The sequence below is a fragment of the Erythrobacter oryzae genome (genome assembly GCF_030271515.1).
GTDB lineage: Bacteria > Pseudomonadota > Alphaproteobacteria > Sphingomonadales > Sphingomonadaceae > Erythrobacter > Erythrobacter oryzae.
Map to the genome: position 1 here is coordinate 72,841 of NZ_JASCXI010000002.1, position 26,162 is coordinate 99,002.

The 26,162-nt window shown below is 69.0% G+C and carries 20 protein-coding genes and 1 tRNA gene; 13 read left to right on the top strand and 8 right to left on the bottom strand.

All coding sequences use genetic code 11. The annotated features are described in order from the left end of the window. Positions 1-89: 89 nt before the first annotated feature. A complete protein-coding gene (gene msrA, locus PFX90_RS05105; protein ID WP_285712035.1) occupies positions 90-632 on the bottom strand; it encodes a peptide-methionine (S)-S-oxide reductase MsrA in 543 nt (180 codons plus the stop codon). A 124-nt stretch (positions 633-756) separates the two neighbouring features. On the opposite strand from msrA, the gene PFX90_RS05110 reads away from it, so the two are divergent. The 6 genes from PFX90_RS05110 to PFX90_RS05135 all read left to right on the top strand — a co-directional run bounded on the left by PFX90_RS05110 (position 757) and on the right by PFX90_RS05135 (position 5,437). Further along, entirely contained in the window at positions 757-1,635 is an 879-nt protein-coding gene (locus PFX90_RS05110; protein WP_285711309.1) for a class I SAM-dependent methyltransferase, read from the top strand. Positions 1,636-1,711: 76 nt separating this feature from the next. Continuing rightward, the gene (aguB, locus tag PFX90_RS05115) at positions 1,712-2,590 is read left to right on the top strand and encodes an N-carbamoylputrescine amidase (protein ID WP_285711310.1); all 879 of its coding nucleotides are present in this window, start codon (positions 1,712-1,714) and stop codon (positions 2,588-2,590) included. A 26-nt stretch (positions 2,591-2,616) separates the two neighbouring features. Then, entirely contained in the window at positions 2,617-3,081 is a 465-nt protein-coding gene (folK, locus tag PFX90_RS05120) for a 2-amino-4-hydroxy-6-hydroxymethyldihydropteridine diphosphokinase (RefSeq protein ID WP_285712036.1), read from the top strand. Between the two features lie 32 nt (positions 3,082-3,113). Beyond that, a tRNA-Lys gene (locus PFX90_RS05125) sits at positions 3,114-3,189 on the top strand. A gap of 199 nt (positions 3,190-3,388) precedes the next feature. Further along, positions 3,389-4,063 carry a hypothetical protein gene (locus tag PFX90_RS05130; RefSeq protein ID WP_285711311.1) on the top strand — a complete coding sequence of 225 codons (675 nt, stop codon included), beginning with the start codon at positions 3,389-3,391 and terminating at the stop codon, positions 4,061-4,063. A 78-nt stretch (positions 4,064-4,141) separates the two neighbouring features. Beyond that, entirely contained in the window at positions 4,142-5,437 is a 1,296-nt protein-coding gene (locus PFX90_RS05135; protein ID WP_285711312.1) for an aromatic ring-hydroxylating oxygenase subunit alpha, read from the top strand. Here PFX90_RS05135 and PFX90_RS05140 read toward each other — a convergent pair. Beyond that, positions 5,434-6,153 (bottom strand): queuosine precursor transporter, encoded by a 720-nt coding sequence (locus PFX90_RS05140; RefSeq protein ID WP_285711313.1) that lies wholly within the window; start codon positions 6,151-6,153, stop codon positions 5,434-5,436. The two genes, PFX90_RS05135 and PFX90_RS05140, sit on opposite strands and share 4 nt — an antisense overlap. Positions 6,154-6,366: 213 nt before the next feature. Between PFX90_RS05140 and PFX90_RS05145 the strand changes: the two genes are divergently transcribed. From PFX90_RS05145 to PFX90_RS05155, 3 genes are all read left to right on the top strand, one after another. Continuing rightward, complete coding sequence (locus PFX90_RS05145; RefSeq protein ID WP_285711314.1) at positions 6,367-7,848, top strand: NupC/NupG family nucleoside CNT transporter; 1,482 nt, start codon at positions 6,367-6,369, stop codon at positions 7,846-7,848. A 41-nt stretch (positions 7,849-7,889) separates the two neighbouring features. Continuing rightward, positions 7,890-8,819, top strand: a complete 930-nt coding sequence (locus PFX90_RS05150; RefSeq protein ID WP_285711315.1) for an isopenicillin N synthase family dioxygenase — start codon at positions 7,890-7,892, stop codon at positions 8,817-8,819. Between the two features lie 259 nt (positions 8,820-9,078). Next, entirely contained in the window at positions 9,079-12,429 is a 3,351-nt protein-coding gene (locus tag PFX90_RS05155) for a TonB-dependent receptor (protein WP_285711316.1), read from the top strand. A gap of 274 nt (positions 12,430-12,703) precedes the next feature. On the opposite strand, the gene PFX90_RS05160 is transcribed toward PFX90_RS05155, so the two are convergent. After that, positions 12,704-15,991 (bottom strand): hybrid sensor histidine kinase/response regulator, encoded by a 3,288-nt coding sequence (locus PFX90_RS05160; protein WP_285711317.1) that lies wholly within the window; start codon positions 15,989-15,991, stop codon positions 12,704-12,706. 86 nt (positions 15,992-16,077) lie between these two features. Between PFX90_RS05160 and PFX90_RS05165 the strand changes: the two genes are divergently transcribed. The 3 genes from PFX90_RS05165 to PFX90_RS05175 all read left to right on the top strand — a co-directional run bounded on the left by PFX90_RS05165 (position 16,078) and on the right by PFX90_RS05175 (position 18,747). Then, positions 16,078-16,800, top strand: coding sequence for a TonB family protein (locus PFX90_RS05165; protein WP_285711318.1), 723 nt, complete (start codon positions 16,078-16,080; stop codon positions 16,798-16,800). Positions 16,801-16,906: 106 nt separating this feature from the next. After that, the gene (locus tag PFX90_RS05170; RefSeq protein ID WP_285711319.1) at positions 16,907-17,947 is read left to right on the top strand and encodes a mannose-1-phosphate guanylyltransferase; all 1,041 of its coding nucleotides are present in this window, start codon (positions 16,907-16,909) and stop codon (positions 17,945-17,947) included. Beyond that, positions 17,944-18,747, top strand: a complete 804-nt coding sequence (locus tag PFX90_RS05175) for a class I mannose-6-phosphate isomerase (RefSeq protein WP_285711320.1) — start codon at positions 17,944-17,946, stop codon at positions 18,745-18,747. The genes PFX90_RS05170 and PFX90_RS05175 overlap by 4 nt, the downstream gene beginning before the upstream one ends. Before the next feature lie 105 nt (positions 18,748-18,852). Here the strand turns inward: PFX90_RS05175 and PFX90_RS05180 are convergent, their stop codons facing one another. The 5 genes from PFX90_RS05180 to PFX90_RS05200 all read right to left on the bottom strand — a co-directional run bounded on the left by PFX90_RS05180 (position 18,853) and on the right by PFX90_RS05200 (position 24,472). Further along, positions 18,853-21,396 carry an HWE histidine kinase domain-containing protein gene (locus tag PFX90_RS05180; protein ID WP_285711321.1) on the bottom strand — a complete coding sequence of 848 codons (2,544 nt, stop codon included), beginning with the start codon at positions 21,394-21,396 and terminating at the stop codon, positions 18,853-18,855. Further along, the gene (locus PFX90_RS05185; RefSeq protein WP_285711322.1) at positions 21,393-21,977 is read right to left on the bottom strand and encodes a biliverdin-producing heme oxygenase; all 585 of its coding nucleotides are present in this window, start codon (positions 21,975-21,977) and stop codon (positions 21,393-21,395) included. The genes PFX90_RS05180 and PFX90_RS05185 overlap by 4 nt, the downstream gene beginning before the upstream one ends. 161 nt (positions 21,978-22,138) lie before the next feature. Then, complete coding sequence (locus PFX90_RS05190) at positions 22,139-22,438, bottom strand: polyhydroxyalkanoic acid system family protein (RefSeq protein ID WP_285711323.1); 300 nt, start codon at positions 22,436-22,438, stop codon at positions 22,139-22,141. Positions 22,439-22,441: 3 nt separating this feature from the next. Continuing rightward, complete coding sequence (locus PFX90_RS05195) at positions 22,442-23,248, bottom strand: hypothetical protein (protein WP_285711324.1); 807 nt, start codon at positions 23,246-23,248, stop codon at positions 22,442-22,444. A gap of 12 nt (positions 23,249-23,260) precedes the next feature. Next, positions 23,261-24,472: a toxic anion resistance protein gene (locus tag PFX90_RS05200; protein WP_285711325.1), complete on the bottom strand. Its 1,212-nt coding sequence runs from the start codon at positions 24,470-24,472 to the stop codon at positions 23,261-23,263. Positions 24,473-24,675: 203 nt separating this feature from the next. Here PFX90_RS05200 and PFX90_RS05205 point away from each other — a divergent pair, with 203 nt between their 5' ends. Continuing rightward, positions 24,676-26,160, top strand: coding sequence for a DUF389 domain-containing protein (locus PFX90_RS05205; RefSeq protein WP_285711326.1), 1,485 nt, complete (start codon positions 24,676-24,678; stop codon positions 26,158-26,160). Positions 26,161-26,162 lie beyond the last annotated feature (2 nt).

The following is a 26,162-nucleotide window of genomic DNA, read 5'->3' on the forward strand; positions in this document are numbered from 1 at the left end:
GCAGCGAGGACGTGCCCGCGGAGGCGGGCACGCAAACAAGAAAAGCCAAGCCCCGTGTCAAGCACGGGGTGACGTTGGTCGAAGGGCCCCTACTTCACGTATTTCTGAAACGACTTCCGCAGCTTCATCAGCTTGGGCGGGATCACTGCGAGGCAATAGGGATTGCGCTGGCCCTCGCCGTCCCAGTATTCCTGATGGTAGTCCTCGGCCGGATACCACTCCGCGGTCTGCGCGCCGCCCGACAGGCCCTCGATGGTGGTCACCGCCGTCTTGCCGTTCTCGGCATTCCAGCGCGCGATCGCGGCCTTGGCCTCGGCGCCCTGTTCGTCCGACAGCGGGAAGATCGCGCTGCGATATTGCGTCCCGATGTCGTTGCCCTGGCGGTTCAGCTGCGTCGGATCATGCGTGCCGAGGAACACGTCGTAGATCTCGGGCAGGCTGATCACCGCCGGATCGAAGGTCACGCGGATCCCCTCGGCATGGCCCGTGGTGCCGGTGCACACCTCCTTGTAGGTCGGGTTCGCCTTGGTGCCGCCGATATAGCCGCTCTCGACGCTCTCGACCCCGACGACATCGCGGAACACCGCCTCGGTGCACCAGAAGCATCCGCCCGCAATGATCGCCGTTTCCATGTTGCTCATCGAATTCTCCGTTCCTTTGTGCCAGAGATAGGTCAGCAGCCTGCAATTGCCAGCGTGCTTCGTCTATCGCAGCATCGTCACAGGTTCATTCAGTCACCCGGGAGAGTTACGCGCCATGAAGAAAATCATCCTCGCCCTCGCCGCCGCGAGCGGCATAGCGCTCGCCGCGCCGGCCTTCGCCGACCATCACATGGGCAGCGAGGTCGACGAGGCCCACATCAAGGACACCGCGCATTTCCTCAAGATGCACGGCGAGCAGCTTTCGGCGGCGATCAACCACCCCTCGCGCGAGAAGGACCGGGTGCGCGATGCCTATCGCCACCCGCTCGAAACCCTCGCCTTCTTCCATGTCGGCCCCGAAATGAAGGTCGGCGAATATGCGCCCGGCGGCGAGTGGTATTCGCGCCTGCTCGGGCATTACCTTGGCGGCGAGGGGCAGCTGGTCGGGCTGTTCTTCAACCCGGTGCTGTTCTCGACCGATCCCGCCCGCCAGCAGGGCGTGCGCGACGCCGCAGCCAAGTTCCCGCAGGATGTCGCGAGCTTCACCGGCCTTCCCGCTGATCGCTTCGCCGGCATGACGATGGAGAACATCCCGGCCGAGCAGAAGGGCACCTTCGACCGCATTCTGATCATCCGCATGATGCACAACATCATGCGCTGGAACTTTGCCGACAGCGAGATCAAGGCGATGCGCGAACTGCTCAAGGACGACGGTCTCATCGGCATCGTCCAGCACCGCGCCAAGCCCGATGCGCCGTGGTCCTACGCCAACGGCACCAAGGGCTATGTGCGCGAGCAGGACATCATCGATTTCATGCGCATCAATGGCTTCGAACTCGTCGCCTCGAGCGAGATCAACGCCAATCCCAAGGACACTGCCGATCACAAGGAAGGCGTGTGGGAAATGCCCCCGACGCTCGCTACCAAGCGCGAGGACTTGAAGGGGCTGGGCGAAAGCGACCGCATGACTCTGCTGTTCAAGAAGGCGAAGTAATCGCGCCTTTGCTGACCGCGATTTCCGAGCCGTTCGGTGTTTCACCGAACTCGAAATCGCTATAAGGGGCGGCGGCATGACCGCCATCACCGTCGCCGCCCTTCAGCTTGCTCTCGGTTCCGAGGACGAAGCCGCCAACATCGCCGCCGTCGCCGCGCTGGTCGAGGAGGCCGCGAGCCAAGGCGCGCAGCTGATCCTGCCGCCGGAGCTGTTCAGCGGCCCCTATTTCTGCCGCGAGGAGGACGAGGCACTGTTCGCGCTCGCTCGCCCCACCACCGAGCACCCCAGCGTCATCGCGATGCAGGCGCTCGCCGCCAAGCTGAAGGTGACGATCCCCACCAGCTTCTTCGAGCGTGACGGGCACCACTATTACAACACCCTGGCGATGATCGGCCCCGACGGGGAGATCATGGGCACCTACCGCAAGAGCCACATCCCCGACGGCCCGGGCTACGAGGAAAAGTACTATTTCCGCCCCGGGAACGACGGCTTCAAGGTGTGGGACGTGGCAGGAGAGAATGGCGCGCTGGTCAAGGTCGGCGTCGGCATCTGCTGGGACCAGTGGTATCCTGAATGCGCGCGGGTGATGGCGCTGCTGGGTGCCGAACTGCTGCTCTATCCGACCGCGATCGGTTCCGAGCCCTATGACGCAGACCTCGACACCAGCCGCATGTGGCGGCGTGCGATGATAGGGCATTCTGTGTCGAACTGCATGCCGGTTGTCGCCGCCAACCGCATCGGTCACGAGGGGCCGGAGGACCGCGCGCAGAGCTTCTACGGCCACTCCTTCATCACCGACGAATGGGGCGACGACCTCGCGCTGTTCGGCAAGGAGGAGACCGGGGTGCTCGTGGCGCGGCTCGATCTGGCGCGGGCGGCGAAGCACCGCGCCGGCATGGGCTTCTTCCGCGACCGCCGCCCGCAGCTCTACGGGCGGATCGCCGAGGACATCTAAGCCTGAGCAGCACCTATCTCGTCGCGCTGGGGGGCAACCGGCGGCACTCGCTCTATGGCGACCCGCGGGGGGTTGTGCTGGCCGCGATGGACGAATGCGCCGCCTTCGGCACCGTCACCGCCCGCTCGCCTGTGATTGCCACCCCCGCAATGGGCGCGGCACAGCGCCGCTTTGCCAACGCCGCGCTGGTGCTCGAGAGCGAACTCGATCCCCCAGCGCTGCTCGCGGCGCTCAAGCGCACCGAGCGCGAATTCGGCCGCCGCCCCGGCCAGCGCTGGGGCGACCGCGTGCTCGACTGCGACATCATCCTCTGGAGCGGCGGGGCATGGCGCTCCAAGACCCTCGCCATCCCGCACCCCGCTTTCGCCGAGCGGCGCTTCGTGCTCGATCCCGCTTGCGCCATCGCCCCGGGCTGGCGCACCCCGCCGCACGGCCTCACCCTCGCGCACCATCAAGCCCGCTTGACCCGCCCGCGCCCCCTGCCTAGGTGAGCGCGCTTGCCGCCACCATGCGGCACATGCGTGGGCCCGTAGCTCAGTAGGTAGAGCAGCTGACTTTTAATCAGCGGGTCACAGGTTCGAATCCTGTCGGGCTCACCATTCCTTTTGCGAACCCGCCTCCGCGGGTTCGTCCTCGCTATGCGTCCTCCACTTCGTTTCGGACCCGCTGCGGGCGGGCGGTCGCCCTTGCGGTCGCTGTGCGACCGATTGGTGCCATTCGGGCGTACGACGGCCTCCCGCATTGCCTGACGCAGCCGGAGGCTCGACAATTCCCGTTGGCTCGACCACTGACCTTCCGATGAAATTTCTACCCGAGGATCAGGTTGCGGACCGCCCGCTGCTGGCGTGGACGACCGTCGCGCTTGCCGGGGTGGTGGCTCCTGCGGGGGCGCTCGTGATGAGCCCCGATCCGCGCGCTGCCGGGACTGTCGTCGCGATCGGGATGATGGGGGCGGGCATGATTGCCGCCGCCGCTGCCGGGCGCTTTGCGGTTGGCGTGGTGGCCGCCTTGCTGGCCGGGGCGGGGCTTACTCTGCTGGCGTTGTCGCTGGGCTTGCCGTCCCTCCATGCCCCTGCCGCCACCGCGCTTGCCGCCATCATCGCCAGCGTCAGCTTTGCCGCGCGCGGGAGGCTGTTCGCGCGCTCCGCCGAGGGGCGGGGGTGGTGGATCGCGGTGGCTGTGGTCTCGGGCGAGGCAGCGGTTCTGCTCACCGCCGCCGCCATGCCGGGAACGTGGCCGGGCTGGGTGCTGGCGCTCTTGCCCGCACAATGGGCGACTCTTGCGCTCCAAGCCGGGTTGACGGGAACCGGCGCCGAGGTGGCCAGCATCGCGCTGCTCGCCCTCGGCGCCACGGCGGCGGCGACGCTGCTGGTGGCCCGCCTCTGGCCCCGCCGCTGGCCCTATCTGGTCATGTTCACCACCTGGCTCGGCGTCTCGGCGCTCGTCTGGGAGCGCTGGAGCGCAACCCTCTAGGCCCTGCCTTATCCGCCAATTGCCGCCCGCCGTCCCCGTCTCCTACGGATCGACAATCCGGGAGAGGGAGAGACGCGCATGGACACGGCCACGATCGCGACGCTGAAGGCGCTGATGGAGTGGGAGGGGCAGCGCAAGGCTCCGCCGCCGGGCTTCCCCAAACTGCCCGACGTCCCCGCCGCGCGCTACACCAGCGCCGAATATTTCGCGCTCGAGCAGGAGCACATCTTCCGCAAGGCCTGGCTGTTCGCCGCGCACCTGGACGAGGTGCCCGAGCCCGGCAGCTTCATGCGCTGGAACAATGCCGGCGACCCGATCATCATCGTCCACGGCACCGACGGCGAGGTGCGCGCCTTCTACAACACCTGCCGCCACCGCGGCGCGCCGGTCGTCACCGCTGACAAGGGCTGCGCGCGGCGGCTGGTGTGCCCCTACCACGCCTGGACCTACAAGACCGACGGCACCCTGATCGGCGTGCCCGAGCGGCAGGATTTCGTCGATCTCGACATGGCGACACGCGGCCTGATCCCGGTCCGGTGCGAGATGTTCGGCAAGCTCATCTTCGTCAATTTCGACGAGAACGCGCCGAGTTTGCGCGACTTCCTCGGGCCTGTCGCCGAGGAGTGGGAGGAGTTCGGCTTCGACAAGCTGCGCCTCGCTGCGCGGCATTCCTTCGACCTTGCCTGCAACTGGAAGGTGGCGATGGAGGCCAACATGGAGGTCTACCATGTGCCCTTCATCCACCCCGAAACGGTCGCGCCGCTGGTGGATGCCAAGCGCAATGTGAACCACCTCTACCCGCACGGGCACGGAAGGATGCTCGCGCCCCCGCCGCGCGAGTTGCAGCGCGAATCGGTGCGCGCGATCGAGAGCGCGCCCAACTGGACCCGGATCGAGACCGTGGGCGAGCTGGGCCGCACCCACACCCAGAGCTACACGATCTTCCCCAACTGGGTCTCGCCGCTCAGCAATTACTTCGTGCCCCCGCTGATCTTCTGGCCGACCTCGCGCACCACCACCCGGCTCGAGCTCATCACCATGGCGCCCGACTGGGGTGACGGCGAGGCCCCCGACCTGTGGACCGTGCCCGACCCCGCCTCACCCAATGGCCGGGCGATGGCCAAGCTGATCCAGGAGGACACCCAGTTCGGCGAGGCGATCCAGCGCTCGATGGAAAGCCGCGGCTTCCAGAGCGTGCCGCTCTCCTATCAGGAATCGCGCATCTACTGGTTCCACCAGCACTGCGACCGGATGATCGGCCTCAATCGCGTTCCGCCCGAACTCAGGGTAGAGCAGGTTATCGGCGTGGAATGGGTCTCGCCCAACGATCCGCGCGTGGCGCTGATGGAGCAGGACCTCGCCGTGGCCGGTTAGGCGGCCTTCTTCGCGTCCAGCCAGTGCGCCGCGCGCACGCCGAAGGTGATGAGGAAGGGCACCAGCACCAGGCTCAGGAACACCTTGGCGAGCACCTGTCCGATCATCAGGTCGGTGATGTCGAACTCGCCGTAGAAGGCGAGGGTGATGAAGATCACCGAATCGACCGCTTGGCTGAGCGCCGAGGCGATCGCGCCGCGCACCATCAGGCCCAATGTGCTCTCGCCCTCTCCGCTGCCGCGCAGCCGGTCGAAAATCCAGATGTTGAGGAGCAGCGAGGTGATGTAGCTCGCCGGGCCTGCCATCCACACGCGCCAGGTCGAGGCGTGGACGCGCTCGAAGGCGGCGAGGTCATCGGGGCGGAAGGCGATCATTTCGGAGGAGGCGGGCAGCGCCAGCACCAGCTGCATCAGCAGCGCCGAGAGGCCCAGCGGCAGGAAGCCCCACCACACGATCCGCTTGGCCGCCTCGCGCCCGTAGAGCTGCGACAGCGTGCTCGAGATCACCACCAGCAGCAGGAAGGGGAAGATCCCGCTCTCGACCGCCAGCGACGTCGGCCACAGCTGCACCTGCTTGTAGGCGAGCACCCCCGCCAGCACCGTCATCCCGCCATAGAGCAGCGTGTAGACGAACATGCCGAGCGGCATCGAGACACCCGCGGGCGTGGTCGCGGCGAAAGGGGCGGCTGCCGGAGCGGCGGGAGGCGTCGTGTCCATCGCACGGGTGCTACCCAGCGTGCGCCCAAAAGAAAAGCGGCTGGGCGGCGTCTCTCCGCCGCTTTCCCGCAAGCTTGTGACAAGCGGCGCCGCATCCGGCTTGCAACTCTGCGCGCAAACTGCCACGCCCGCAGGTGCTGCGCGCAAGGTGGGGTGCCTCGGGCGCGCGGGGGATCGGGTCGAAATTCAAAGCATCAAGGAATAGCTGCTGCCGTGAACGGAAGTCTCACGTCCTCCCTGCTGAGCCTCGTCGGGGTCCTCGCGATCCTCGGCATCGCCTTCGCGCTGTCATCGGGGCGCCGCCATATCAACCTCAGGGTGGTGGGATCGGCCTTCGCGCTGCAGGCTGTCACCGCGCTGATCGTGCTGCGCACCGATGTCGGGGTGGCGGTCATCGCGGGGATTTCCTCGGGCGTCATCGCGCTGCTCGATTTCTCCAAGGTCGGGGTCGAGACGCTGTTCGGCCCGCTCGACAAGAACCCCTTTGCCGGGACCTTCGTGATCGCCGGGCTGCCGGTGATCGTGTTCTTCTCGGCGATCGTCTCGGTGCTCTATCACCTCGGCATCATGCAGAGGATCGTGCGCACGGTGGGCGGCGCGATCGGCTGGATCACCGGCGTCAGCCGGGTCGAGGCGCTGGCGGCGGCGGCCAATATCTTCCTCGGCCAGTCCGAAAGCCCGCTGGTGGTGCGGCCCTACCTTGCCGCATTGTCGCCTGCCGGGCTGTTCACCCTGATGACCGTGGGCATGGCAGGCACCGCAGGGACGATCCTTGCGATCTACGCCAGCTTCATCGGCGAAGACGCGCTGCCCTTCCTGCTGGCGTCGGCCTTCATGTCGGCGCCGGGCGGCATCCTGATGGCCAAGATCATCATGCCCGACGACCCGCTGAAGGGCATGGGCTATGACGGCTCGGTCGCGGCGGCGGCGGTGGCGCGGGCGCGCGGGCGCGCCAACACCCTCACCGAGGCGACCCGCGTGGTCATGTATGACGAGAACGGGCAGGAGGTCGAACTCCCCCAGGCGCGGATCAGCGCGGTCGGCCCGGCCTCGATCGTCGAGGGCGGCGGCAAGGCCGACGAGGTGAGCTCGGCGGAAACCTTCGAGGAAGGCCAGCGCCCCGCCAATATCATCGAGGCCGCCGCGCAGGGCACCCAGACCGGCGTCAAGCTGGCGGTTGCGGTCGGCGCGATGGTGATGGTGTTCGTCGGACTGGTGGCGCTGGCGAACGGGATGCTCGCGGGACTGGGCGGCGGGATCGTCAACCTCGCGGCCAATATCGGCGCGCCCCTCGATCCCGCGACGGCGGCATGGTTCCAGGGGCTGAGCTTCCAGAAGCTGCTCGGCTACGTCTTCGCGCCGGTGATGTTCCTGATCGGCATTTCCGACTGGCAGCAGGCACAGGTCGCGGGCGGGTTGTTCGGCACCAAGATCGTGCTCAACGAATTCGTCGCCTTCATCGATCTGGGCGCGATGCAAGCGGGCGAGCTGACCCAGCGCAGCCGCGCGATCCTCACCTTCGCGCTGTGCGGCTTTGCCAATTTCTCCTCGATCGCGATCCAGATGGCGGTGACCGGCGGGCTTGCCCCCGACCAGCGCCCGGTGATCGCGAAGCTGGGGTTGAAGGCGCTCGCCGCGGGGAGCCTTGCGAACCTGATGAGCGCGGTGCTCGCGAGCCTGTTTCTTCCTTACTGAACCCTTGGCAGGCTCGCCCGCGCGGGTGTAAGGGCGCGGGCATGATCAACATCGCTTCCGTCAGCCTCGCCCAGCCGCTCGAAACCATCGCCGATGAATTGGGGCGCAGCTTCGGCGAATACGGGTTCGCCGTGGTGCGCGACCACGGCATCCCGCAGGACCTGATCGACGCGGCCGAGCGGGTCTCGAAGGCCTTCTTTGCCCTCCCCGACGAGGTGAAGCGCGCCTACAAGATCGAGGGGCGCGGCGGCGCGCGCGGCTACACCCCGTTCGGCACCGAGAAGGCCAAGGACGCCGAGGTGTTCGACCTCAAGGAGTTCTGGCACGTTGGCCGCGATCTGCCCGAGGGCCACCCGCTCGCAGAATTCATGGACCCCAATGTCTGGCCGACCGAGGTCGAGGGATTCCGCGAGACAATGAGCGCGCTGTTCAGCGCCTTCGAGGTTGCCGGGGGCCGCGTGCTCGAGGCGATTGCGCTCCACCTCGGCCGCCCGCGGGATTTCTTCGCGGCGAGCGTGGCCGACGGCAATTCGGTGATGCGCCTGCTCCACTACCCGCCGCTCGCCGAGGGCGCGCTGGAAGGGGCGATCCGCGCGGCCGGGCACGAGGACATCAACACCATCACCCTGCTGCTGGGCGCCGAGGAAGCGGGTCTCGAATTGCTCGCCAAGGACGGCCAGTGGCACGCGGTCGACGTGCCCGCGGGCGCGCTGGTGATCAATGTCGGCGACATGCTCCAGCGCCAGACCAACGGCCGCTTGCGCTCGACCACCCACCGCGTGGTCAACCCGCGCGGAGAGGCGGCGCGGCGGGCGCGCTATTCCATGCCCTTCTTCCTGCATTTCCGGCCCGATTTCCTGATCGAGCCGCTGCCCGAATGCATCGATCCGGCCGCTGCGAATCCCCCCGAGCCGCCGATCACGGCGCATGATTACCTCTTGCAGCGCCTGCGCGAGATCAACCTCGCCTGACCGGGCAAAATCCGAAGCATTGATCGGTCTCGGGAAATTCCTCGCGGGCGTTGCTGCAATGCAACACCCGCGCACGGAACTCGCGCAAATCGGACAGTTTTGTGGCGTTCGCGCAGACTCGCAGTAAGGAAACGCCCTCAGGGGCAGGGCGTGTCATCAAGCTGTCATAGAACAGTCGCTTTGCCGCAAGCATCCGGGCCTAGGGCAGGCGCCGTTACCCGATTTTTTGCCACTCTCCACAGCTACAGGGGCCTCATCCATGAAGCTTAAGTATCTCCTTGCAGCGAGCGTCGTCAGCCTCGCCGCGACCACCATGATCGCAACCCCCGTCTTCGCGCAGGAAACCACCTCGTCGGTCCGCGGCGACGTCACCGACCAGAACGGCGCCCCGATCGCCGGCGCGACCGTGACCGTCACCCACGTTCCCTCGGGCACGTCCTCGGTGCAGACCACCGACGCCGAAGGCGGCTTCAACGCAGCCGGCCTGCGTCTGGGCGGCCCCTTCCTCGTCGAAGTGACGGCGCCCGGCTTTGAAACCGTCTCGCAGGAAATCGGCTTCCTGACCGCCGGCCAGGCGCAGCGCATCAGCGTCTCGCTGGTCGAGCAGGGCCAGACCATCGTCGTCACCGGCAACCGCGTGCGCTCGGCGATCACGCTCGGGACCGGTGCCGCCACCGTCCTGACCGCCCGCGACATCGCTGGCGTTGCCAACATCAACCGCGACATCCGCAACCTCGCCGCGCGCGATCCGCGCGTGACGCTCGATGCCACCAACAACAACGCGATCAGCATCGCGGGGCAGAACAACCGCTTCAACCGCTTCACCGTCGACGGCGTGGCCTTCGGCGACCCCTTCGGACTCGAATCGGGCGGCCTCGTCTCCTCGCGCGGCCCCGTGCCGCTTGACGCGATCGGCGAATTCTCGGTCGAAATCGCACCGGTGGACATCCAGCAGGGCTTCTTCCAGGGCGGCGCGATCAACACCCAGCTGAAGTCGGGCGGGAACGAATTCACCTTCCTGGGCTCGGCGTACTACCAGAACGACGATCTGCGCGGCTCGCGCGCGGACAACCTGCGCCGCGTCGGCGCGTTCGATTCGCAGGTCTACACCGCGCAGGTCACCGGCCCGATCATCAAGGACAAGCTGTTCTTCGCGGTCACCTACGAGCGTACCCGTGACACCGTCCCGGCCGACGTCGATCCCTCGCAGCTGAACATCACCCAGGCCGAGATCGACAACATCTCGAGCATCGCCCAGTCCGTCTACAACTACGACACGCTCGGCGTTGCCAGCGACATCGTCGAGAAGGACGACAAGCTGGTCACCAAGCTCGACTGGAACGTGGCTGACGGTCACCGTCTGACCGCCACCTACATCTGGAACGACAGCGCGCTGCTCGCGGGCCAGACCGGCACCGGCCAGATCACCGCCACCAACCCGACCTACAACCTGCTGTCGAACAACTACACGCAGGGCGCCACCAACCACTTCGGCATCATCCAGTCGAACAACCAGTGGTCGGACGCCTTCTCGACCCAGCTGCGCGTGTCTTACGCGGATTACCTGCGCAAGCAGGTGCCGCTCGGCGGGCGTGAATTCGGCCAGTTCCAGGTCTGCCTCGATCCGACCAACCCCACCACTGGCCTCGCCTCGCAGGGTTCGGGTCCGCTGATCTGCACGCCGTTCCAGCAGCGCATCCAGTTCGGTCCGGACATCAGCCGTCAGGCGAACGAGCTCGACAGCCAGTCGCTGGCGATCGAATTCGCCGCGACCCTGAAGGTCGACAACCACACCTTGAAGCTGATCGCCGAGCGTCGCCGTCAGGACGTGCGCAACCTCTTCGCCCAGCGCGTTTCGGGTGCGTTCTACTTCGACAGCCTCGCCGACTTCCAGGCGCGCCGTGCCAACGAACTGGACTACGCCGTGCCGCTGCGCGGCGGGATCGACACCGTCACTGCCGAATTCCAGAACAACAGCTGGACCTTCGGTCTGTCGGACACCATCGACCTGACCGACACGCTGACCGTGGTTGCGGGCGTGCGCTACGACCTGTTCGACACGCCGGATGCGCCGTTCTTCAACCAGTTCTTCCTCGAGCGCTACGGCTTCGCGAACAACGACACCCTCAACGGGCGTGACCTGTTCCAGCCGCGTTTCGGCGTGAACTGGCAGCCGACCGACCGCCTGCAGGTGCGTGGTTCGGCCGGTCTGTTCGGCGGCGGCAACCCGCTGGTGTGGATCTCGAACAGCTACTCGAACCCCGGTCCGACGCTCCAGCGCATCCGTCTGCGCCGCAACGCCGACGGGAGCTTCAGCTCGCCCGATCAGGCCGCCATCGGCCTGACCACCGCGCAGCTCCAGACCCTCGGCGCCGCGTCGCTGAACAACGTCTCGGGCGGCCCGGGCGTGCCCCAGGCGCTGATCGATGCCGTCCGTCAGGCCGGTTCGGCCCTCTCGCCGACCAACGCGATCGATCCGAACTTCGAGGTGCCCTCGCAGTGGCGCTTCTCAGGCTCGGTCGATTACGAAGCCAACCTCGGCCCGCTCGGCGATGGCTGGAACCTCGGCGTCGACGTGATCTATTCGAAGGTCAACAACGCGCTCGAGTGGACCGACCTGCGCACCACCCGCGTGGCGAACCCCGCCAACACCCTGCCCGATGGCCGTCCGCGCTACACCGTGCTGCCGGGGGCGAGCGGTGAGAACACCGACCTGCTGCTGACCAACACGAGCTACGGCGACAGCTGGAACATCACCGCGCGCTTCGACAAGCGCTGGGATGCCGGCTTCTTCCTCAACGGCTCGTACAGCTACCAGGACGTGTCGGACCAGAACCCGGGCACCTCGTCGGTGGCGCTGTCGAACTACCAGAACACCGCCTTCTCCGATCCGAACTTCGCGGCGCAGGGGATCTCGAACTACCAGCGTGACCACCAGTTCCGTCTGGGCGCCGGTTTCGACGGCGAGCTGTTCGGCGACAACAACACCCGCGTCGAGTTCTTCTACAACGTGCGTTCGGGCCAGCGTTACAGCTTCACCTTCAACGACCCGACCCCGGGCCGTTCGGCGGTGTTCGGCGGGGTCGAGCGTGGCAGCCGCGGCCTGTTCTACGTGCCGACCGTGACCAACATCACGGCCGACACGCGTGTTAGCTACGATACGCAGGCGACCTTCGAAGCGGTGCAGGCGCTCGTGCTGGGTTCGGAACTCAAGGAGTATCAGGGCCAGGTCGCGCCGAAGAACATCGGCAAGACCCCCTGGGTGCACAAGCTCGACCTGTCGTTCCGTCAGGAAGTGCCCTTCGTGCTCGGCGGCAAGCTGGAACTGATGGCCGACGTCGAGAACCTGCTGAACCTGATCGACAAGGATTGGGGCACGATCCAGCAGGTCGGCTTCCCCTACACCGCGTCGCTCGTCAACGTGACCTGCCTCTCGGCGGCCACGCCGAGCGGGGTGGCGCCCGGGACGCCCGGGGCCGGCACCGCGAACACCACGTCGGCCCAGCCCTGCGCGCAGTATCGCTACTCGAGCTTCCGCGCGCCGGTCGAAGCGACCAACATCAACGGCTCGCTGTGGGGCGTCCGCTTCGGGGTGCGCGTCCGCTTCTGATCCGCCCGCGGGTCAACCAAGCCAATCAGGAGGGCGGCCCGGCAACGGGCCGCCCTTTTGCTTTGGCAGCCCCTGTCAGCGAGGGGCGAGAGTGAGGAAGCAGGCGCCCCGCCTCGAGCATGATGACGTTTCGTTGAAACGCCATCATGCTCCAGGTTCCTGTTGTCGCGCGATTTCTGACAAAACCGGTTCCCACTTTTGTCATCGCGCTCCAGGGGCGGGGCGGCGGGGGACAGAGTGGCGCCCGTGCCGAGGGGTGCCGACGCTTGCGGGTTCAGCCCCCTGCGGCGGCGGAGTCCGCTGCGCCGTGGGCTTCGGCCTCCGCGATCAGCCTTGCTGCAAGCGCAGTGCAGGTCGCGGCGTCCTCACCCGTGACCAGCGCCCGTTCGAGCGCGGCGGCGGCGATGCCGAGGCCCGCTTCGCCGAACATCGCTGCGGTGCCGGCGAGCTTGTGCAGCATCCGCGCCAGATCGCCCGCACCCTCGCCTGCACCTTCGCCCGGCGCGCGCGCACCCGCCAGCGCGAGCGAGCCGTCGGCCAGCCCCGCCGCAACCGCCGCGACCGCTTCCATCCGCCGCGCCTGCCAGCGCGCCACCAGCCGCGGCGAGCGTGCCAGCGCCGAGGCGCGCGCCGCCGGATCGGCGATCCGCGCGGGGGCAGACGGGCCCTCGTCCCCCTCCTCTTCGGCGCCAATGCCCGGTGCCGCCCCGCCGGGCCCGGCCTCGACGATCCGCGTCGGCAGCCAGCGTTGCAGCGCGCGGGCGAGCTGGGCGAAGACCACCGGCTTGGCGAGGTGCCCCTGCATCCCTGCTGCCCGCGCGGCGGCGACATCCTCGGGATAGGCATTGGCGGTGAGCGCGATCACCGGCAGCAGTCCCGGCCCGATCCCCTCGGCGCGGATCGCGCGGGTCGCGGCGAGGCCGTCGCAATCGGGCATCTGCACGTCCATCAGCACCAGATCATAGGGCCGCGCGCGCATCACCGAATCGATCACCATCGCGATCGCCTCGTTCCCGTCATGCGCGACATCGACCTCCTGCCCGCAGCGTTCGAGCATCTCGGTCACCAGCAGGCGGTTGATGTCGTGATCCTCGACCAGCAGGATCCGCGACGGCGCGAGCCCTGCGCCCGGCCGGTCCTGCGCCGCCGCGCCCGGCCCCATGAGCGGGGTCGGGGGCTCGGCGAGCACCGGCGGCGCGGCGGGCGGGGCGAGGGTTGCGGGCAGCACCAGCGCAAAGCGCGAACCTTCGCCGGGCGTGCTCTCGACCTCGATCCGCCCGCCCAGCAGCGCGGCGAGCTGGCGGCTGATCGACAGGCCCAGCCCGGTGCCGCCATAGCGCCGCGCGGTGCTCGCTTCGCCTTGTGTGAAGGGGAGGAAGATCGACTCCAGCTGGAGCGGGCTGATCCCGATCCCGCTGTCGGCCACGGTCACGCGCACTTCGTGGCGGGTGATGCGGTAGCTGACGGCAATGGCGCCGGCCTCGGTGAACTTCACCGCATTGCCGATGAGGTTGAGCATGATCTGGCGCAAGCGCAGCCCGTCGGTCAGCACCCAGGGCGGGCGGCTTTCGGAATAGCGGCAATCGGACTCCCCGTCGCATTCGCAGGCGAGCGTCAGCGCCAGCCCCTTCCGCTCGGCGGCGGGGCGGTGGAGCGCTGCGCATTCGGCAAGGCTCGCGTGGAGATTGACCGGCGCACGATCGATCGCGAACTGCCCGCTCTCGATCTTGGAGAGGTCGAGCACGTCGTTCAGAAGCATCATCATCGATCGGCCCGATTGCACGATCAGCTCGGCAAAGCGGCGCTGGTCGGCCGCCAGCTCGCCCTGCAACATCAGTTCGGCAAAGCCCAGCACGCCGTTCATCGGCGTCCTGATCTCGTGGCTCATGTTGGCGAGGAATTCGGACTTGGCGCGGGCCGCGTTCTCGGCGTGGCGGCGGGCGCGGGTGAGCAGCAGTTCCAGCTCGACCCGCTCGGTCACGTCGCGCGCGGCGACCACCACCGCCTCGGGCGCGCCGGTGACCGGATCGCGCACCAGTACGCAGTCCGATTCGAGGAAAACGGGCGAGCCGTCCGGTGCGTCGGCAAAGCGCCGATAGGTCACGCGCTCACGCTCGCTCGTTCCGGCCAGCAGCCGCTCCATTGCTTCACCGGCGCGACCCTGCGCATCGGGGTGGAGCCGGGCCGAGGCATGGCGGCCGAGGAAGGTTTCGGGCGGCGTCCCCATCACCTCGGCCACCGAGGGCGAGGCGTAGGTGCACATCCCCGCCAGATCGAAGCGCAGGATCGCATCGGAGATGTTGTCGGCGAGCAGATCGACCTCGCGCTTGCCCGCCTCGAGCCGCGCCATCATCCGGTCGCGCCCGGCGAGGATCGCGGCGACGGGGAGGCCGGTGAGGAAGTTCGCCGCGACGAAGGCCTGCAGCAGGTGCAGCTCGGTCATTGCACCGCCAGTCGCTGCGATCGGGCCGTGGCCCGCGAAGGTCATCGCGCCGGCCACCACCGCCACCCCCGCGACATTGAGCGCGCTGCCGAGGCTGCCGAGCCGGAAGGCGTGGAGCAGCGTGACCGGCTGGATCAGGAACATCAGCGGATAATGGGTCTGGTTGAACACCAGATAGGCGCTCACCATGCCGCCTCCCAGCAGGGCGGCGCTCTCGAGCGCGCCGGCGGGGGCAGGGGCGAGGCGGCCGCGCAGCCGGTCGACCAGCAGCAGCACCGGCGGCACGATCAGCACCATCGCCATGCTGTCGGTCAGGAACCACACGAGGGCCCCGGCGCGCCAGCTGTCCCAGCTGCTGCCGAGCACGGGCATGATGAGCAGAGCCGAGACCAGCGGGCCGACCAGCGCTCCCGCCCACACGAAGCGCGCCAGATCGCCCAGCCGGGTCATGTCCGGCTCGCCGCGCTTGGCCACGCGGGTGAGCGCGAGGATGAGGACGACTTCGCCGATATTGGCGAGGCTGAAGACCAGCGCCACGGAATCGGGCAGCTGCACCACGGCATTGGCGGCGAGGCTGGCGGCGAAGCAGGCGGCGAGCAGCGGCAGCTCGCAGCTGAGGCGGGCGCGCAGCAGCATCGCCACGAGGCAGGCATTGGGCAGCCAGATCGGGCTCACCGTCTCGCCCGCGCGGGCCAGCGCGAGGCTGAGGCAGGCGATCACGAGATAGCCCGCCCCGCCGATCAACGCGGCGGCGAGGCTGCGGCGATCGGCAGGGCCGGCGGCGATGCCGGTGAGGCTCAGCCAGCGACGCAGTATCGCGTGAAGCGCCTCCGCCCGCGCGTGGGTTCCGCGCTCTGGGGTAGCCGAGGCGGGGCGGGTCGCGAAGCGGCGCACGGTGCCGGGGCTCAAGGCGGAGGCACTTGCAGTTGTTGCCGCGGATGACCCCGCGGCATAGGCGCTCGCGTGTGCGGCGTGCCCGTGCGCGCGTGCGGGAGACGTACCGCCAGCAGGCGCGCGCATCGGGGCCGCGTCCGGCGGGGCGCGGTCGTCATCGGCATCCGGCGGATCGCTGCCGCGGTGCCGCTCGTGATCCAGTCCGCGCTCGATCGTGCGCTCCATCGCCAATTGCTGCGCGGCTGTTATAAGCCTCGCATGCGCCTTGCGGGGACAATCGCATCCGGAATGGAGCTAAGGGCTAGGAGGGCATGGCGGACGAACAGACCTACAGCACGCAGAAGCGGCGGCTCCGCTGGCCGGTGGTGGCCGGGCTGGTGGTGCTGCATATCGCCGCGCTCTACGGCCTTGCGCGCGCCTTCGCGCCCGACATGACCGCCGCGGTCGAGCGCCAGGTGGTCGCCGCTTTCGACATTACCGCGCCCGAGCCCGCTCCGCCGCCCCCCGAAAATCGCTCCGAACCGGACGAGGGGGCGCAAGGCGCGCCGGGGCGCGAGGCGGTGGCGAAGCCCGTCGCAGCCGAGGTGCCGCAGCGGCGGTTGAAGGAGGATGTCGTCCTGCCGCGCGCCTCCTCGACCGGCACGGCGAGCAAATCGGGCGGGGCGGCCGCGGGCGAGGGCACGGGCGCGGCGGGCAGCGGCGCCGGCACCGGCTCAGGCAATGGCGGTAACGGGCGCGGCGGGGTGGCGGTCTCCAAGCCGGTGCACATCTCGGGCAAGATCGACAATGCGCGCGACTATCCCGTGCCCCCCGGCGGGCGCGAAGCGCGGCTGGGCACGCAGGTGATCGTGCGCGTCACCGTCACCCCTGAGGGCCGCGCGCGCGACTGCGCCATCGTCCGCCCGAGCCCCGACCCCGAGGCCGACCGCATCACCTGCCAACTGGTCGAAAGCCGCCTCGGCTTCCGCCCGGCGATGGATGCGAACGGCAATCCCGTCGCCGCGCCCTTCTACTGGCGCCAGAAGTGGTTCTGAGCCGCGCCCGGACGCGCCGGATCTGCGCCGAAAAATGACACTTGGCGGTGGCATCGCGCCGCGCGGCTGATATAGCCGGGCCAGCGCGAAGGGGGCTTTTCGAGACGTGTCGGCGATCCATCCGGTAATCCTGTGCGGCGGCAGCGGCACGCGGCTGTGGCCGGTCAGCCGCAAGGCCCGCCCCAAGCCCTTCCTGCCGCTGGTGAGCGAGGAGACGCTGTTCGAGCAGGCGGTGCGCCGGGTGGCGGGGGATGATCGCTTCGCCGCGCCGCTGGTGGTTGCGGGCGCGGACCATGCCGGTCTCATCACGGCCCAGCTCGGCCAGACGCCCGGCGCGCGGCTGGTGATCGAGCCGGCCGCGAAGAATACCGCCCCCGCCATCGCGCTCGCCGCCGCGCTGCTGCCCGAGGACGCGGTGATGCTGGTCTGCCCGAGCGACCACCACATCGCTGATCCCGCAGCCTTCCGCGCCGCCGCGCTCGCGGCTGCGGCACTGGCGCGCGAGGACTGGCTCGTCTCCTTCGGGATCGCCGCCGACCGCCCCGAGACCGGCTACGGCTACCTCAGACGCGGCGAGCCGCTTGCGGGGGGCTACGCCATCCGCCAGTTCGTCGAGAAGCCCGATCTCGAGCACGCGCAGGAATACCTCGCCAGCGGTGAGTATTCGTGGAACGGCGGGATCTTCGCCTTCCGCGCGGGACATCTGCTCGCCGAACTCGCCGCGCATCGCCCCGACATAGCGCGGCTGGTGGCCGAGGCGGTGGCGGGCGGAGTGGCCGAGGGCGCGCGCTTCCATCCCGCGTCCGAGCCTTTCGCCGCGATCGAAGGCGACTCCATCGACTACGCCGTGATGGAGAACACCGCCCGCGCCGCGATGGTCCCGGCCGACATGGGCTGGTCCGACATCGGCAACTGGGCCGCGCTCGCCGACGCGCTGGTGGGCGAGGCCGACGCGGCCGGCAATGTCGCGCGCGGGCGCGTCGACCTGTCGGGTTGCAGCGGGGTCTTCGCCACCACCGATTCCCTGCGCATCTCGGCCGTGGGCCTCGAGGGGGTGTGCATCATCGTCTCGGATGGCGAGGTGCTGGTCACCACGCGCGAGGGCGCGCAGGCGGTCGGCAAGCTGCCCGGGGCGGTGAACCAGTGACGGCGCGCCGGCTCCCGACGAAGCTGGTCGAGAAGGTGTGGGGCCGCGACGTGCTGCCTGCGCCTTTCGCCGCGCCCGAGGGTGTGCGGATCGGCGAGATCTGGTTCGAACCCCCGCCCGAAGTGCCGCAGGTGCTGGTCAAATATCTCTTCACCTCCGAGAAATTGTCGGTGCAAGTGCACCCCTCGGACGACACCGCGCTCCCCGGCGAGGCGGGCAAGGAGGAGTGCTGGCTGGTGCTCGACGCCGAGCCCGATGCGCGCCTCGCCATCGGGTTCGAGCGTGAGGTCACCCCCGAAGAGATCGCAGCCGCCGCGCAGGATGGCACCATCGAGGATCTGCTGACCTGGCACCCGGCCCGTTCCGGCGACCTGTTCTACCTCCCCGCAGGCACGGTTCACGCCATCGGCCCGGGTCTCGCGCTGGTCGAGGTGCAGCAGACCAGCGAGACCACCTTCCGCCTCTATGACTACGGCCGCCCGCGCGAGCTTCATCTGGAGCGGGCCCTCGCTGTCGCTTCGGGAGGCCCTTACGGGCCGGAGAACAAGCGTAGCATCGCCGCCGGGCAGGTGCTGGTCGACGGCCCGCACTTCCGGCTCGACCGGATCGCTGGCGCACCCGATGCAGCGACGCTGGCGGCCTATGAGGGCGCGCTGCTGGTGTTGCCGCTCGAGGGCGAGGTGGCCGCGCGCGATGGCGCGGCGCGGGCAGGGGCGGGGGAGTGCCTGGTGGCAGACGGGCTCGATGCCCTCGATTTCAGTGCAGCGAAGGTGACCTTGCTGACCCGCGCCGCAAGTTGACATAGTACAGACGGTGCAATTCCACCGCTGAAATTCGCTATTGAAAAACAAAGAGAATTTTTGCGAATCAGTCGCAGGAAGCGCTTTCCAACACGCGGCCCTGCCCTAGGCCCCGACCAGCAACCGCTCGATTTCTGTCATCCCGTAGGGCTTCCTCAGCACCGCCTCCGCGCCCAGCCGCTCGAACTGGCCCGCGCCTTCGGCATAGCCCGTCGCCAGCACGAAGCGCACGCCCGCCGCGCGCAGCGCGTCGGCGATGGGTTCCGAGCTCTCGCCGCCAAGGTTGAAGTCGATGATCGCGAAGTCCGGCGGATCATCCGCAATCGCTGCAAGCGCGCCGCCCACCGAGCTTTCCAGCCGCACTTCGGCAACGCCGAGGCGCTTCAGATTCTCCTCGGTGTCGAGCGCGATGATGATCGAGTCCTCCACCACCAGCACCCGCGCGGGCGCGTCGGGCGGCAGGCGGTCGGCGCGCATCGGATCGGGCTTGGGCACCGGCACGCCGCGACGCCCCGCATCGGGCGCGGCGAGGAAGCGTGCGGGGACGAGGAAGTCGGCCTCGACCCCGGCCAGGCGGTAGCGCACGTCGGCCTCGCCCTGCAGGTCGTGCGGGATCGAGCGGGTGATGATGGTCGAGCCGAAGCCGTGGCGCGTCGGCGCGGTCACCGGCGGGCCGCCGCTCTCGCGCCAGCGCAGCGCGAGATCGCCAAAGGCGGTGCGGGCGATGCTCACCTCGACGCGCCCGGCGCGCGCCGAGAGGCTGCCATACTTGGCCGAGTTCGTCGCCAGTTCGTGCACCACCAGCGCGAGGATGGTGTAGGCCTCGGGCGCGACCAGCACATCCTCGCCCGACAGGCGGAAGCGCGCGCGGTCCGACCCGCAATAGGGTGCAAGCTCCGCCTCGATCAGTCGGACGAGGCTCGCCGGGCCCCAGTTCTTTGCGGTGATGTTGTCATGCGCGGCGGCGAGCGCGGCGATGCGCCCGCCGACAATCGCGGCAAAGCCGGGCACTGAAAGCGCCTCGGCCTGCGACTGCGAGACCAGCGCGCGGATCAGCCCGAGGATGTTGCGCACGCGGTGGTTGAGTTCGGCGATCAGCAGGTCCTGCTGCTCGGCCGCGCGAGCGCGCTCGCGGGTGAGGTCCGCGCTCATGCGCAGGATCACCTCGATCAGCGTGCGGCGCAGGCGCGCGGCGATCTCGCATTCCTCGGGGCTCCACTCGGCCGAGCGCCCGCGCACCGTCTCCTGCCATGCCGCAAAGCTGGCGCGCGGCTGGAGCAGCTGTCCGGGCGCGGCGGCGGCCTTGGCCGGGTCGCCCGCCCAGGTCACCACCCGCTCGAGCGGGCGGCGCCACAGCACCAGCGAATCGCGCGTGCCGCGCGACAGCGGCAGCACCAGCGCGCCCGCCGCGCGGCCCGCGAAGGCGGCGGCGTCGGGGATCTGGTCGGCGAGCCGCGTGCTCGCATGGGTCGCCCCGCCCAGCGTTCCGGCGAGCAGGGGGGCGATGGCGCGGAATTCCGCCTCGCCCGGCGCTTCGCCGCTGGCGCGGTATTCGTTATCGGCGAAGAGCGAGATGCCGTCATGCGGGATCGTGCCGGTGAGCAGCTCCTCGATCATCGGCAGGCTGTCCGCCAGCGTCACCCCGCCCGCAAGGCGCAGCAGCAGCCGGTCATTGAGTTGCCGCGCCCGTTCGCGCAGCCCCTCGGCCTGCGCCACGAGGATGCGGTCGAGCATCAGCGAGAAGGTCTGGCTGAGCAGCTCGGCGACGGTGCGCAGCGAATAGGCCGGCAGGCGCGGTGTGCGGTGGTGGCACGAGATCATGCCCCACAACCGGTCATGGCGCACGATCGCGATCGCAAGGCTCGCGCCCACCCCCATGTTGCGCATGTAGGCAAGGTGCATCTTGGAATGCGCGCGCAGCATCGACATCGACATGTCGAGCGGCTCTTCCTCCTCGCTCAGGGCCGGGACGACCGGCACCGCGTCCGCCTCCATGTCGGCGATGATGCGGAAGCGGTTGCGGCGGAACAGCTCGCGCGCCTGCTGCGGGATGTCGGCGGCGGGGTAGCGCAGGCCGAGGAAGGGCTCGAGCGCCTCGTCGCGGTCCTCGGCGATCACCTCGCCGCTTTCGTCGGGGTGGAAGCGGTAGACCATGACGCGGTCGTAGCCGGTCATCTGCCGCACCAGCCGCGCGGCGGTGCCGGTGAGGTCGGCAAGGCTGGCAGCGGCTTCGAGCTGGGCGATGACGGGGACGATCATGCTGACATGGTCGGCGAAGTCGGTGCGCGCATGAGGCTCGAACTCGATCACCGAGAGCCCGCAGGACATGTGCACCGCGCAATCGAACAGCGCTCCGCTGCCGGTGAGGTCGAGGCCGAAGCGGCGGCCGAGCGTGTCGATGCCCGGCAGACCCGCCAGCGCCGCACGGATCGCCTCGAGCGCTTGCGGAGCGAGGATCTCGGCAAGCGGCGTACCGGTCGGGGGGAGGACGGCAAGGCCCAGCATTTCGGCGAGATTGGCCGAGACGTGGACGGTGCGCCCGGCTGCGTCGGCGGCGATCAGCCCGCCGAAGCTCTGGATCGCGGCGATGTGGTGGATCGCCTCGCGGTCGCACTCTGTAAGCGCGTCGGGGCGCTGGTGGAGGTTCATGCGGGGACGCTTTCGGGGGCTTCAGCCACACCTAGGAAGTGCGCGAAGACCGCCTCGGCCGCATGGGTCGCGCCCTCGGCTTCGGCGGCGGCGGCGGGGCGCTCGATCCGGGCGCGCAAGTCCTGCCAGAAGGCCATCGCGCGATCGTCGCCGAGGAAGGCGGTCGGCCAGGCGCCGCTGCCGATCCGCGCGACCTGCTTGGCGATCGCCTTGTTGCCGAGCGCCGATCCTGCCAGCACCCAGGCAATGCCGAGCGCGGCGCCCGGCCCGGGGCGGCCGATGGTGAACAGCTGCGCGGGCGGCGGCACCGCAAGCCCGAGCTGTCCCAGATCCTGCGCGATCAGCCCGGTCTGCGGCGGCGGGACCAGCCCTGCCGGGGCGTGGGCGGCCAGCCAGCTTTCGAGCGGCGCGCGGGCGGCGTGCTGGAGGCTGAGGAAACGGGCGTAGTCGTCACGGGTCTGCCATCCGCTCGCCGCCTGCATCGCGTGGTCGAGGAGGTCATGCGCGGCCATGGTCGCGGCGCGCAGATGGGTGCGCAGGCTTTCGCCCGGCGCTGCGCCTGCTGTGGTGGCCCTCGCCATAACCCGTCCTTCCCGCCCGAATCGGCCCTGAGACCGACTTGCCGCATCATCAGGGATCCCGGCCCGAGTGTAAGGCAAACTAGGCTAACGCCCATGTCAAATGTTTATGACACAGGTGGAGGGGAGTCGCAATCGCGAACGGGTAGGGAATTGCCCGTAATTCAGGGGGCGAGCAGCCGCCCGCCTTCTTTCTTCACCGCCGCTTCGAGCGGGCCTCTCATCACCGAGAACAAGAGCGGCAGGTCCATCTCGATCACCACGTCGTGCTCGCGCACCTCGACCCCGCCGGGGATGGTCTGGCCCATGACGACCGCGGTGATGCTCATGCGGTCTTCCGACGGCCAGTCGGTGGTGACCTTGGCGAGGCCGGGGGGAAAGAACCCGCCGATCTCGCCTGCGTGCTTGTGCATGCGGGCGCGCACTTCGGCCTTGGTGAGGTCGTGGGGGAGCGTGACGCGCATCGCCTAGCGCTCCTGCTTGGCGGGGATCGCCGAGAAGTCGGGGAGCGGCACGCCGGTATCGGGCATCGCATCTTCGAGCGCCTCGGCCCCGCCATAGCGGTATTCGAGATAGCGGCTCTTGATCGCGAGATCGTCAAGCGCGCCTTCGGCCAGCCGCCGCGTTACCCGGTCGACCTCGCCCGAAAGCTTGGTCAGGCTGTCGGTCAGGCGCTGGTCGGCGGTCTTGCCGGCATATTCCTCGCCGCGCAGGTGCTGGGGGATCTTGCGGTAGTTGTCGATCGTCTCGGGGATGTATTCGCCCACCAGCTCGCGCACTTCGGCCATCGCGGGCTCGTTGTCGCCGAGGCCTTTGAGTTGCAGCCCGAGTGCATCGAGCTGCACGCCGAGCTGGTCGACCAGCGCCTGCGCGGGCGGGGGCAGCGCGGGGCGCTGGGCTTCGAGCCACAGTTCGGTGCGCGCGACCATCTGGTGCGGGTTGCCCTGCTTCAACTCCTCGCGCTTCGGGGTCTTCACTTTCCCGGTCACCGCGAACATGGCGAAAACGAAGGCGGTGAGCGCGACGACGGTCATCACCCCCCAGAAGCCGATCCCGCCGATGATCGCGCCGGTGATCCCGGCCCCGACATAGAGCGCGAGCAGCGCCAGCGCGATGTTGCGCACCTTCTTCAGCAGCGCCTTGGTCTTCACCTCGGCCGAGGCCTTGCCGATGCTGCTCCCGCGCGGTGCCGGGCGGTGCGTCCCGCCCTCGCGCTGGGTCGCCAGAGATCGTCTGGCGCTTTGCATCTGCTGTTCGGGCGTTTCGTAGACCATCAGGCTCCCGATCTACTTGTCCAGCGCCAGCAGCGAGGGCGTCTGCGAGGCGACCTTGGCCTGGGCCTGCGCCTGACCCTCGGCGCGGGCGATATAGCCCTTCGACTTCTCGACTTCGCTGGTCAGCACGGTCACGGTCTGCTTCATCGATTCCAGAGCGCGGACCTTGAAATTGTCGACCTCGTCCATCGTGTCGTAGATGTTCTGGAAGGCGCGCTGGAGGGTTTCGAGCGGGATGGTCGAAGAGGCCGCCTGCTCGTGGATCTGCGCGGTCTGTTCGCGCAGCAGCGCGCTGGTCGAATCGATGATGTCGCTGGTGGTCTTGTTGAGCGCCGTGATCTGGCCGAGCACCAGCCGCTGGTTGGTCATCGCCTGCGCCACGGTCACCGCGGTGCGCAGCGCGCCCACGGTGGTGGTGCTGGCGCGGTCGACGCCCTTCACCAGCTCGACATTGTTCTTCTTGACCAGATCGAGCGCCAGATAGCCCTGCACGCTCACCGCCATCTGGGTCAGCAGGTCCTGCGTGCGCTGGCGGACATAGAACAGCGCGGATTCACGCAGCGCCTTGGCCTTGGCGGGGTCGGAGCTGTCGAGTTCCAACGCTTTGGCCTCGAGCCGCGCGTCGAGCGTCTTGGCGATGTGGATCATCTGCTCCAACTCGCCCATCGCTGCCCACAGCTTCTGGCGCTCGGTATCGATCGCGGCGTTGTCGAGGTGCAGCTCCTTCTTGCCGCTTTCGAGCCGCTGCAGGATCGAGGCGATGTGCCCCTGCGCGCTGGTGTAGCTGTCGAAGTAGTTCTTGATCTTGTTGCCGAAAGGAATGATCCCGAGGATCTTGCGCGGGCCCGAAAGCTTGCCCTGCCGGCCCGGATCGAGATCCTCGACCGTGCGGCGCAGTTCGGCGAGGTCCTTGCCGACCGTCCCGTCCCCGTCCATCGCGCGCACCGGGCGGTCGAGGAAGCGGTTCGACATCGCCGCTGCGGCGCGGATCTGTTCCTGCCCCATGCGGGTGATCTGGTCGACCTTCTCGCCGAAGGCCGGGGAATTGGCATCGACCTGCACCAGCTCGTCGACGAAGGCGTCGACCTTGGTGTCGAGCTTGGACTTCTGCTCGGTGGTGACCGGGACGAGCCCCACCGCCTGCTCGGGCGCGACCTGCGGCACCGGATCGGGCGGCGTCAGGGTGAACGGGGTTGCGGTTGCCGTTGTGGTCTCGGTGCTCATGCCTGCTCTCGTGCTCCCTGTAGCCCTGCCCCGGGCGGGCCGCTTCCCACTGTATTAGTAATCTAAGACACGCCTTTCAAGCGTGGCCGCGCATCGTAAGCCGGAAAGGGGCCCCGCGTCCACCGCGCCCGCAGCGGGGTTGGCAGCGAGCGGAAGGGCGGGCTATCGTTGCCGGACCCCGCGAACTGACAAAGGCTTAGCGCATGAACGAGACCACCGGCCCCGCCGGTCCCAGCAGCGCGCTCGCCGAGCTGCGCAAGTGGTGGATCGTCCATGTCAGCGGCGCGGTCGATCAGGCCGAAGTGACCGAGCGCCGCCGCGAGGACAGCCGCATGTCCGAGCACTACCTGTTCATGACCGCGATGAGCGGCGGGATCGCGGTGCTCGGCCTGCTGCTGTCCTCGCCCGCCGTGGTGATCGGGGCGATGCTGCTCTCGCCGCTGATGGGGCCGATCATGGGGCTGGGCTTCGCGCTCGCGATCGGCGACTGGCCTTGGCTCAAGGCGGCGCTGCGCACCCTGCTGCTGGGCAGCGCGATGGCGGTGCTGCTGTGCGCCTGCCTCGTGTTCCTGTCGCCGATCCAGGGCATCACCTCCGAGATCGCCGCGCGCACCCGGCCCAATCTGTTCGACCTCTTCGTAGCGCTGTTCTCGGCGCTGGCCGGAGCCTACGCGATGATCCGCGGCAAGGAAGGCGCTATCGTCGGCGTCGCCATCGCCACCGCGCTGATGCCGCCGCTGGCGGTGGTGGGCTACGGGCTTGCGACCTGGAACTGGACGGTGTTCTCGGGCGCGCTGCTCTTGTTCGTCACCAACTTCATCACCATCGCGCTGACCGCCTTCGGCATGGCGCGGCTCTACGGCTTCCGCGCGAACCTCTCGCGCGGGCAATCGCGGGTGCAGAGCCTGATGGTGCTCGCTGTGCTGCTGGCGCTGGCCGTGCCGCTGGGCTTCGCGCTCCAGCGGATCGCGTGGGAGGCGAACGCGCAGCGCATCGTGCGCAGCGAGATCCGCGCGCAGTTCGATGCGGGCTCGAAGCTCGATACGCTGACTCTGGATTTCGCCGCCGCGCCGGTCGGGATCGAAGCGGTGGTCTTCACCCCCGTCCTGCGGCCCGAGGCCGAGGCGGGGCTCGCCCGCGCGCTGGCCGAGCGGCTGGGCGAGGAGGTGCGGCTCGACCTCGTGCAATACGAGGTCGGCACCGCTGCCACCGCCGCCGAGCGCGCGCAGCTTTCCGCCGCGCGCGAGCAGGGCGAGCGGGCGGCCTCCACCCGGGCGCAGGCGCTGGCGGTGAGGCTGGCGCTGGCGGCGGGGGTCCCCGAGAGCGACGTGCTGATCGACGAGCCCCGCCGCCGGGCGCTGGTGCGCGCGCGGCCGCTCGCAGGGGCCAGCCTTGCGACCTACCGCGCGCTCGAGACGCGGATCGCGGCCTCCGAGCCCGACTGGCGGATCGAGCTCGAGCCCCCGCCCGCTGCGCTCGCCATGACGATCCCGGCAGGGGACCACGGCGCGGCGGCGCTGGCGCTGGTGCAATGGGCCGCGCAGCGCTCGGGACGGGGGGTGGTGCTGACCGGCCCGGCGGGCGAGGCTGAAGCGGCCGCCGAGGTCTTGCGCGAGGGCGGGATTGCGGTGCAAATACAGGGCGGCAGCGCCCCTCTGCGGGCGGGCTGGGCGCAGGAGGGGGAATGACG

Excerpts from the sequence above, each read along its gene's own strand:
- PFX90_RS05160 (WP_285711317.1), bottom strand. The coding sequence starts at position 15,991 with ATGGAGCGCACGATCGAGCGCGGACTGGATCACGAGCGGCACCGCGGC.
- PFX90_RS05190 (WP_285711323.1), bottom strand. The coding sequence starts at position 22,438 with ATGCGCGTCACGCTCCCCCACGACCTCACCAAGGCCGAAGTGCGCGCC.
- PFX90_RS05130 (WP_285711311.1), top strand. The coding sequence starts at position 3,389 with ATGAAATTTCTACCCGAGGATCAGGTTGCGGACCGCCCGCTGCTGGCG.
- PFX90_RS05135 (WP_285711312.1), top strand. The coding sequence starts at position 4,142 with ATGGACACGGCCACGATCGCGACGCTGAAGGCGCTGATGGAGTGGGAG.
- PFX90_RS05180 (WP_285711321.1), bottom strand. The coding sequence starts at position 21,396 with ATGAACCTCCACCAGCGCCCCGACGCGCTTACAGAGTGCGACCGCGAG.
- PFX90_RS05200 (WP_285711325.1), bottom strand. The coding sequence starts at position 24,472 with ATGAGCACCGAGACCACAACGGCAACCGCAACCCCGTTCACCCTGACG.
- PFX90_RS05185 (WP_285711322.1), bottom strand. The coding sequence starts at position 21,977 with ATGGCGAGGGCCACCACAGCAGGCGCAGCGCCGGGCGAAAGCCTGCGC.
- PFX90_RS05155 (WP_285711316.1), top strand. The coding sequence starts at position 9,079 with ATGAAGCTTAAGTATCTCCTTGCAGCGAGCGTCGTCAGCCTCGCCGCG.
- PFX90_RS05165 (WP_285711318.1), top strand. The coding sequence starts at position 16,078 with ATGGCGGACGAACAGACCTACAGCACGCAGAAGCGGCGGCTCCGCTGG.
- PFX90_RS05195 (WP_285711324.1), bottom strand. The coding sequence starts at position 23,248 with ATGGTCTACGAAACGCCCGAACAGCAGATGCAAAGCGCCAGACGATCT.
- msrA (WP_285712035.1), bottom strand. The coding sequence starts at position 632 with ATGGAAACGGCGATCATTGCGGGCGGATGCTTCTGGTGCACCGAGGCG.
- PFX90_RS05150 (WP_285711315.1), top strand. The coding sequence starts at position 7,890 with ATGATCAACATCGCTTCCGTCAGCCTCGCCCAGCCGCTCGAAACCATC.
- PFX90_RS05140 (WP_285711313.1), bottom strand. The coding sequence starts at position 6,153 with ATGGACACGACGCCTCCCGCCGCTCCGGCAGCCGCCCCTTTCGCCGCG.
- PFX90_RS05205 (WP_285711326.1), top strand. The coding sequence starts at position 24,676 with ATGAACGAGACCACCGGCCCCGCCGGTCCCAGCAGCGCGCTCGCCGAG.
- PFX90_RS05110 (WP_285711309.1), top strand. The coding sequence starts at position 757 with ATGAAGAAAATCATCCTCGCCCTCGCCGCCGCGAGCGGCATAGCGCTC.
- aguB (WP_285711310.1), top strand. The coding sequence starts at position 1,712 with ATGACCGCCATCACCGTCGCCGCCCTTCAGCTTGCTCTCGGTTCCGAG.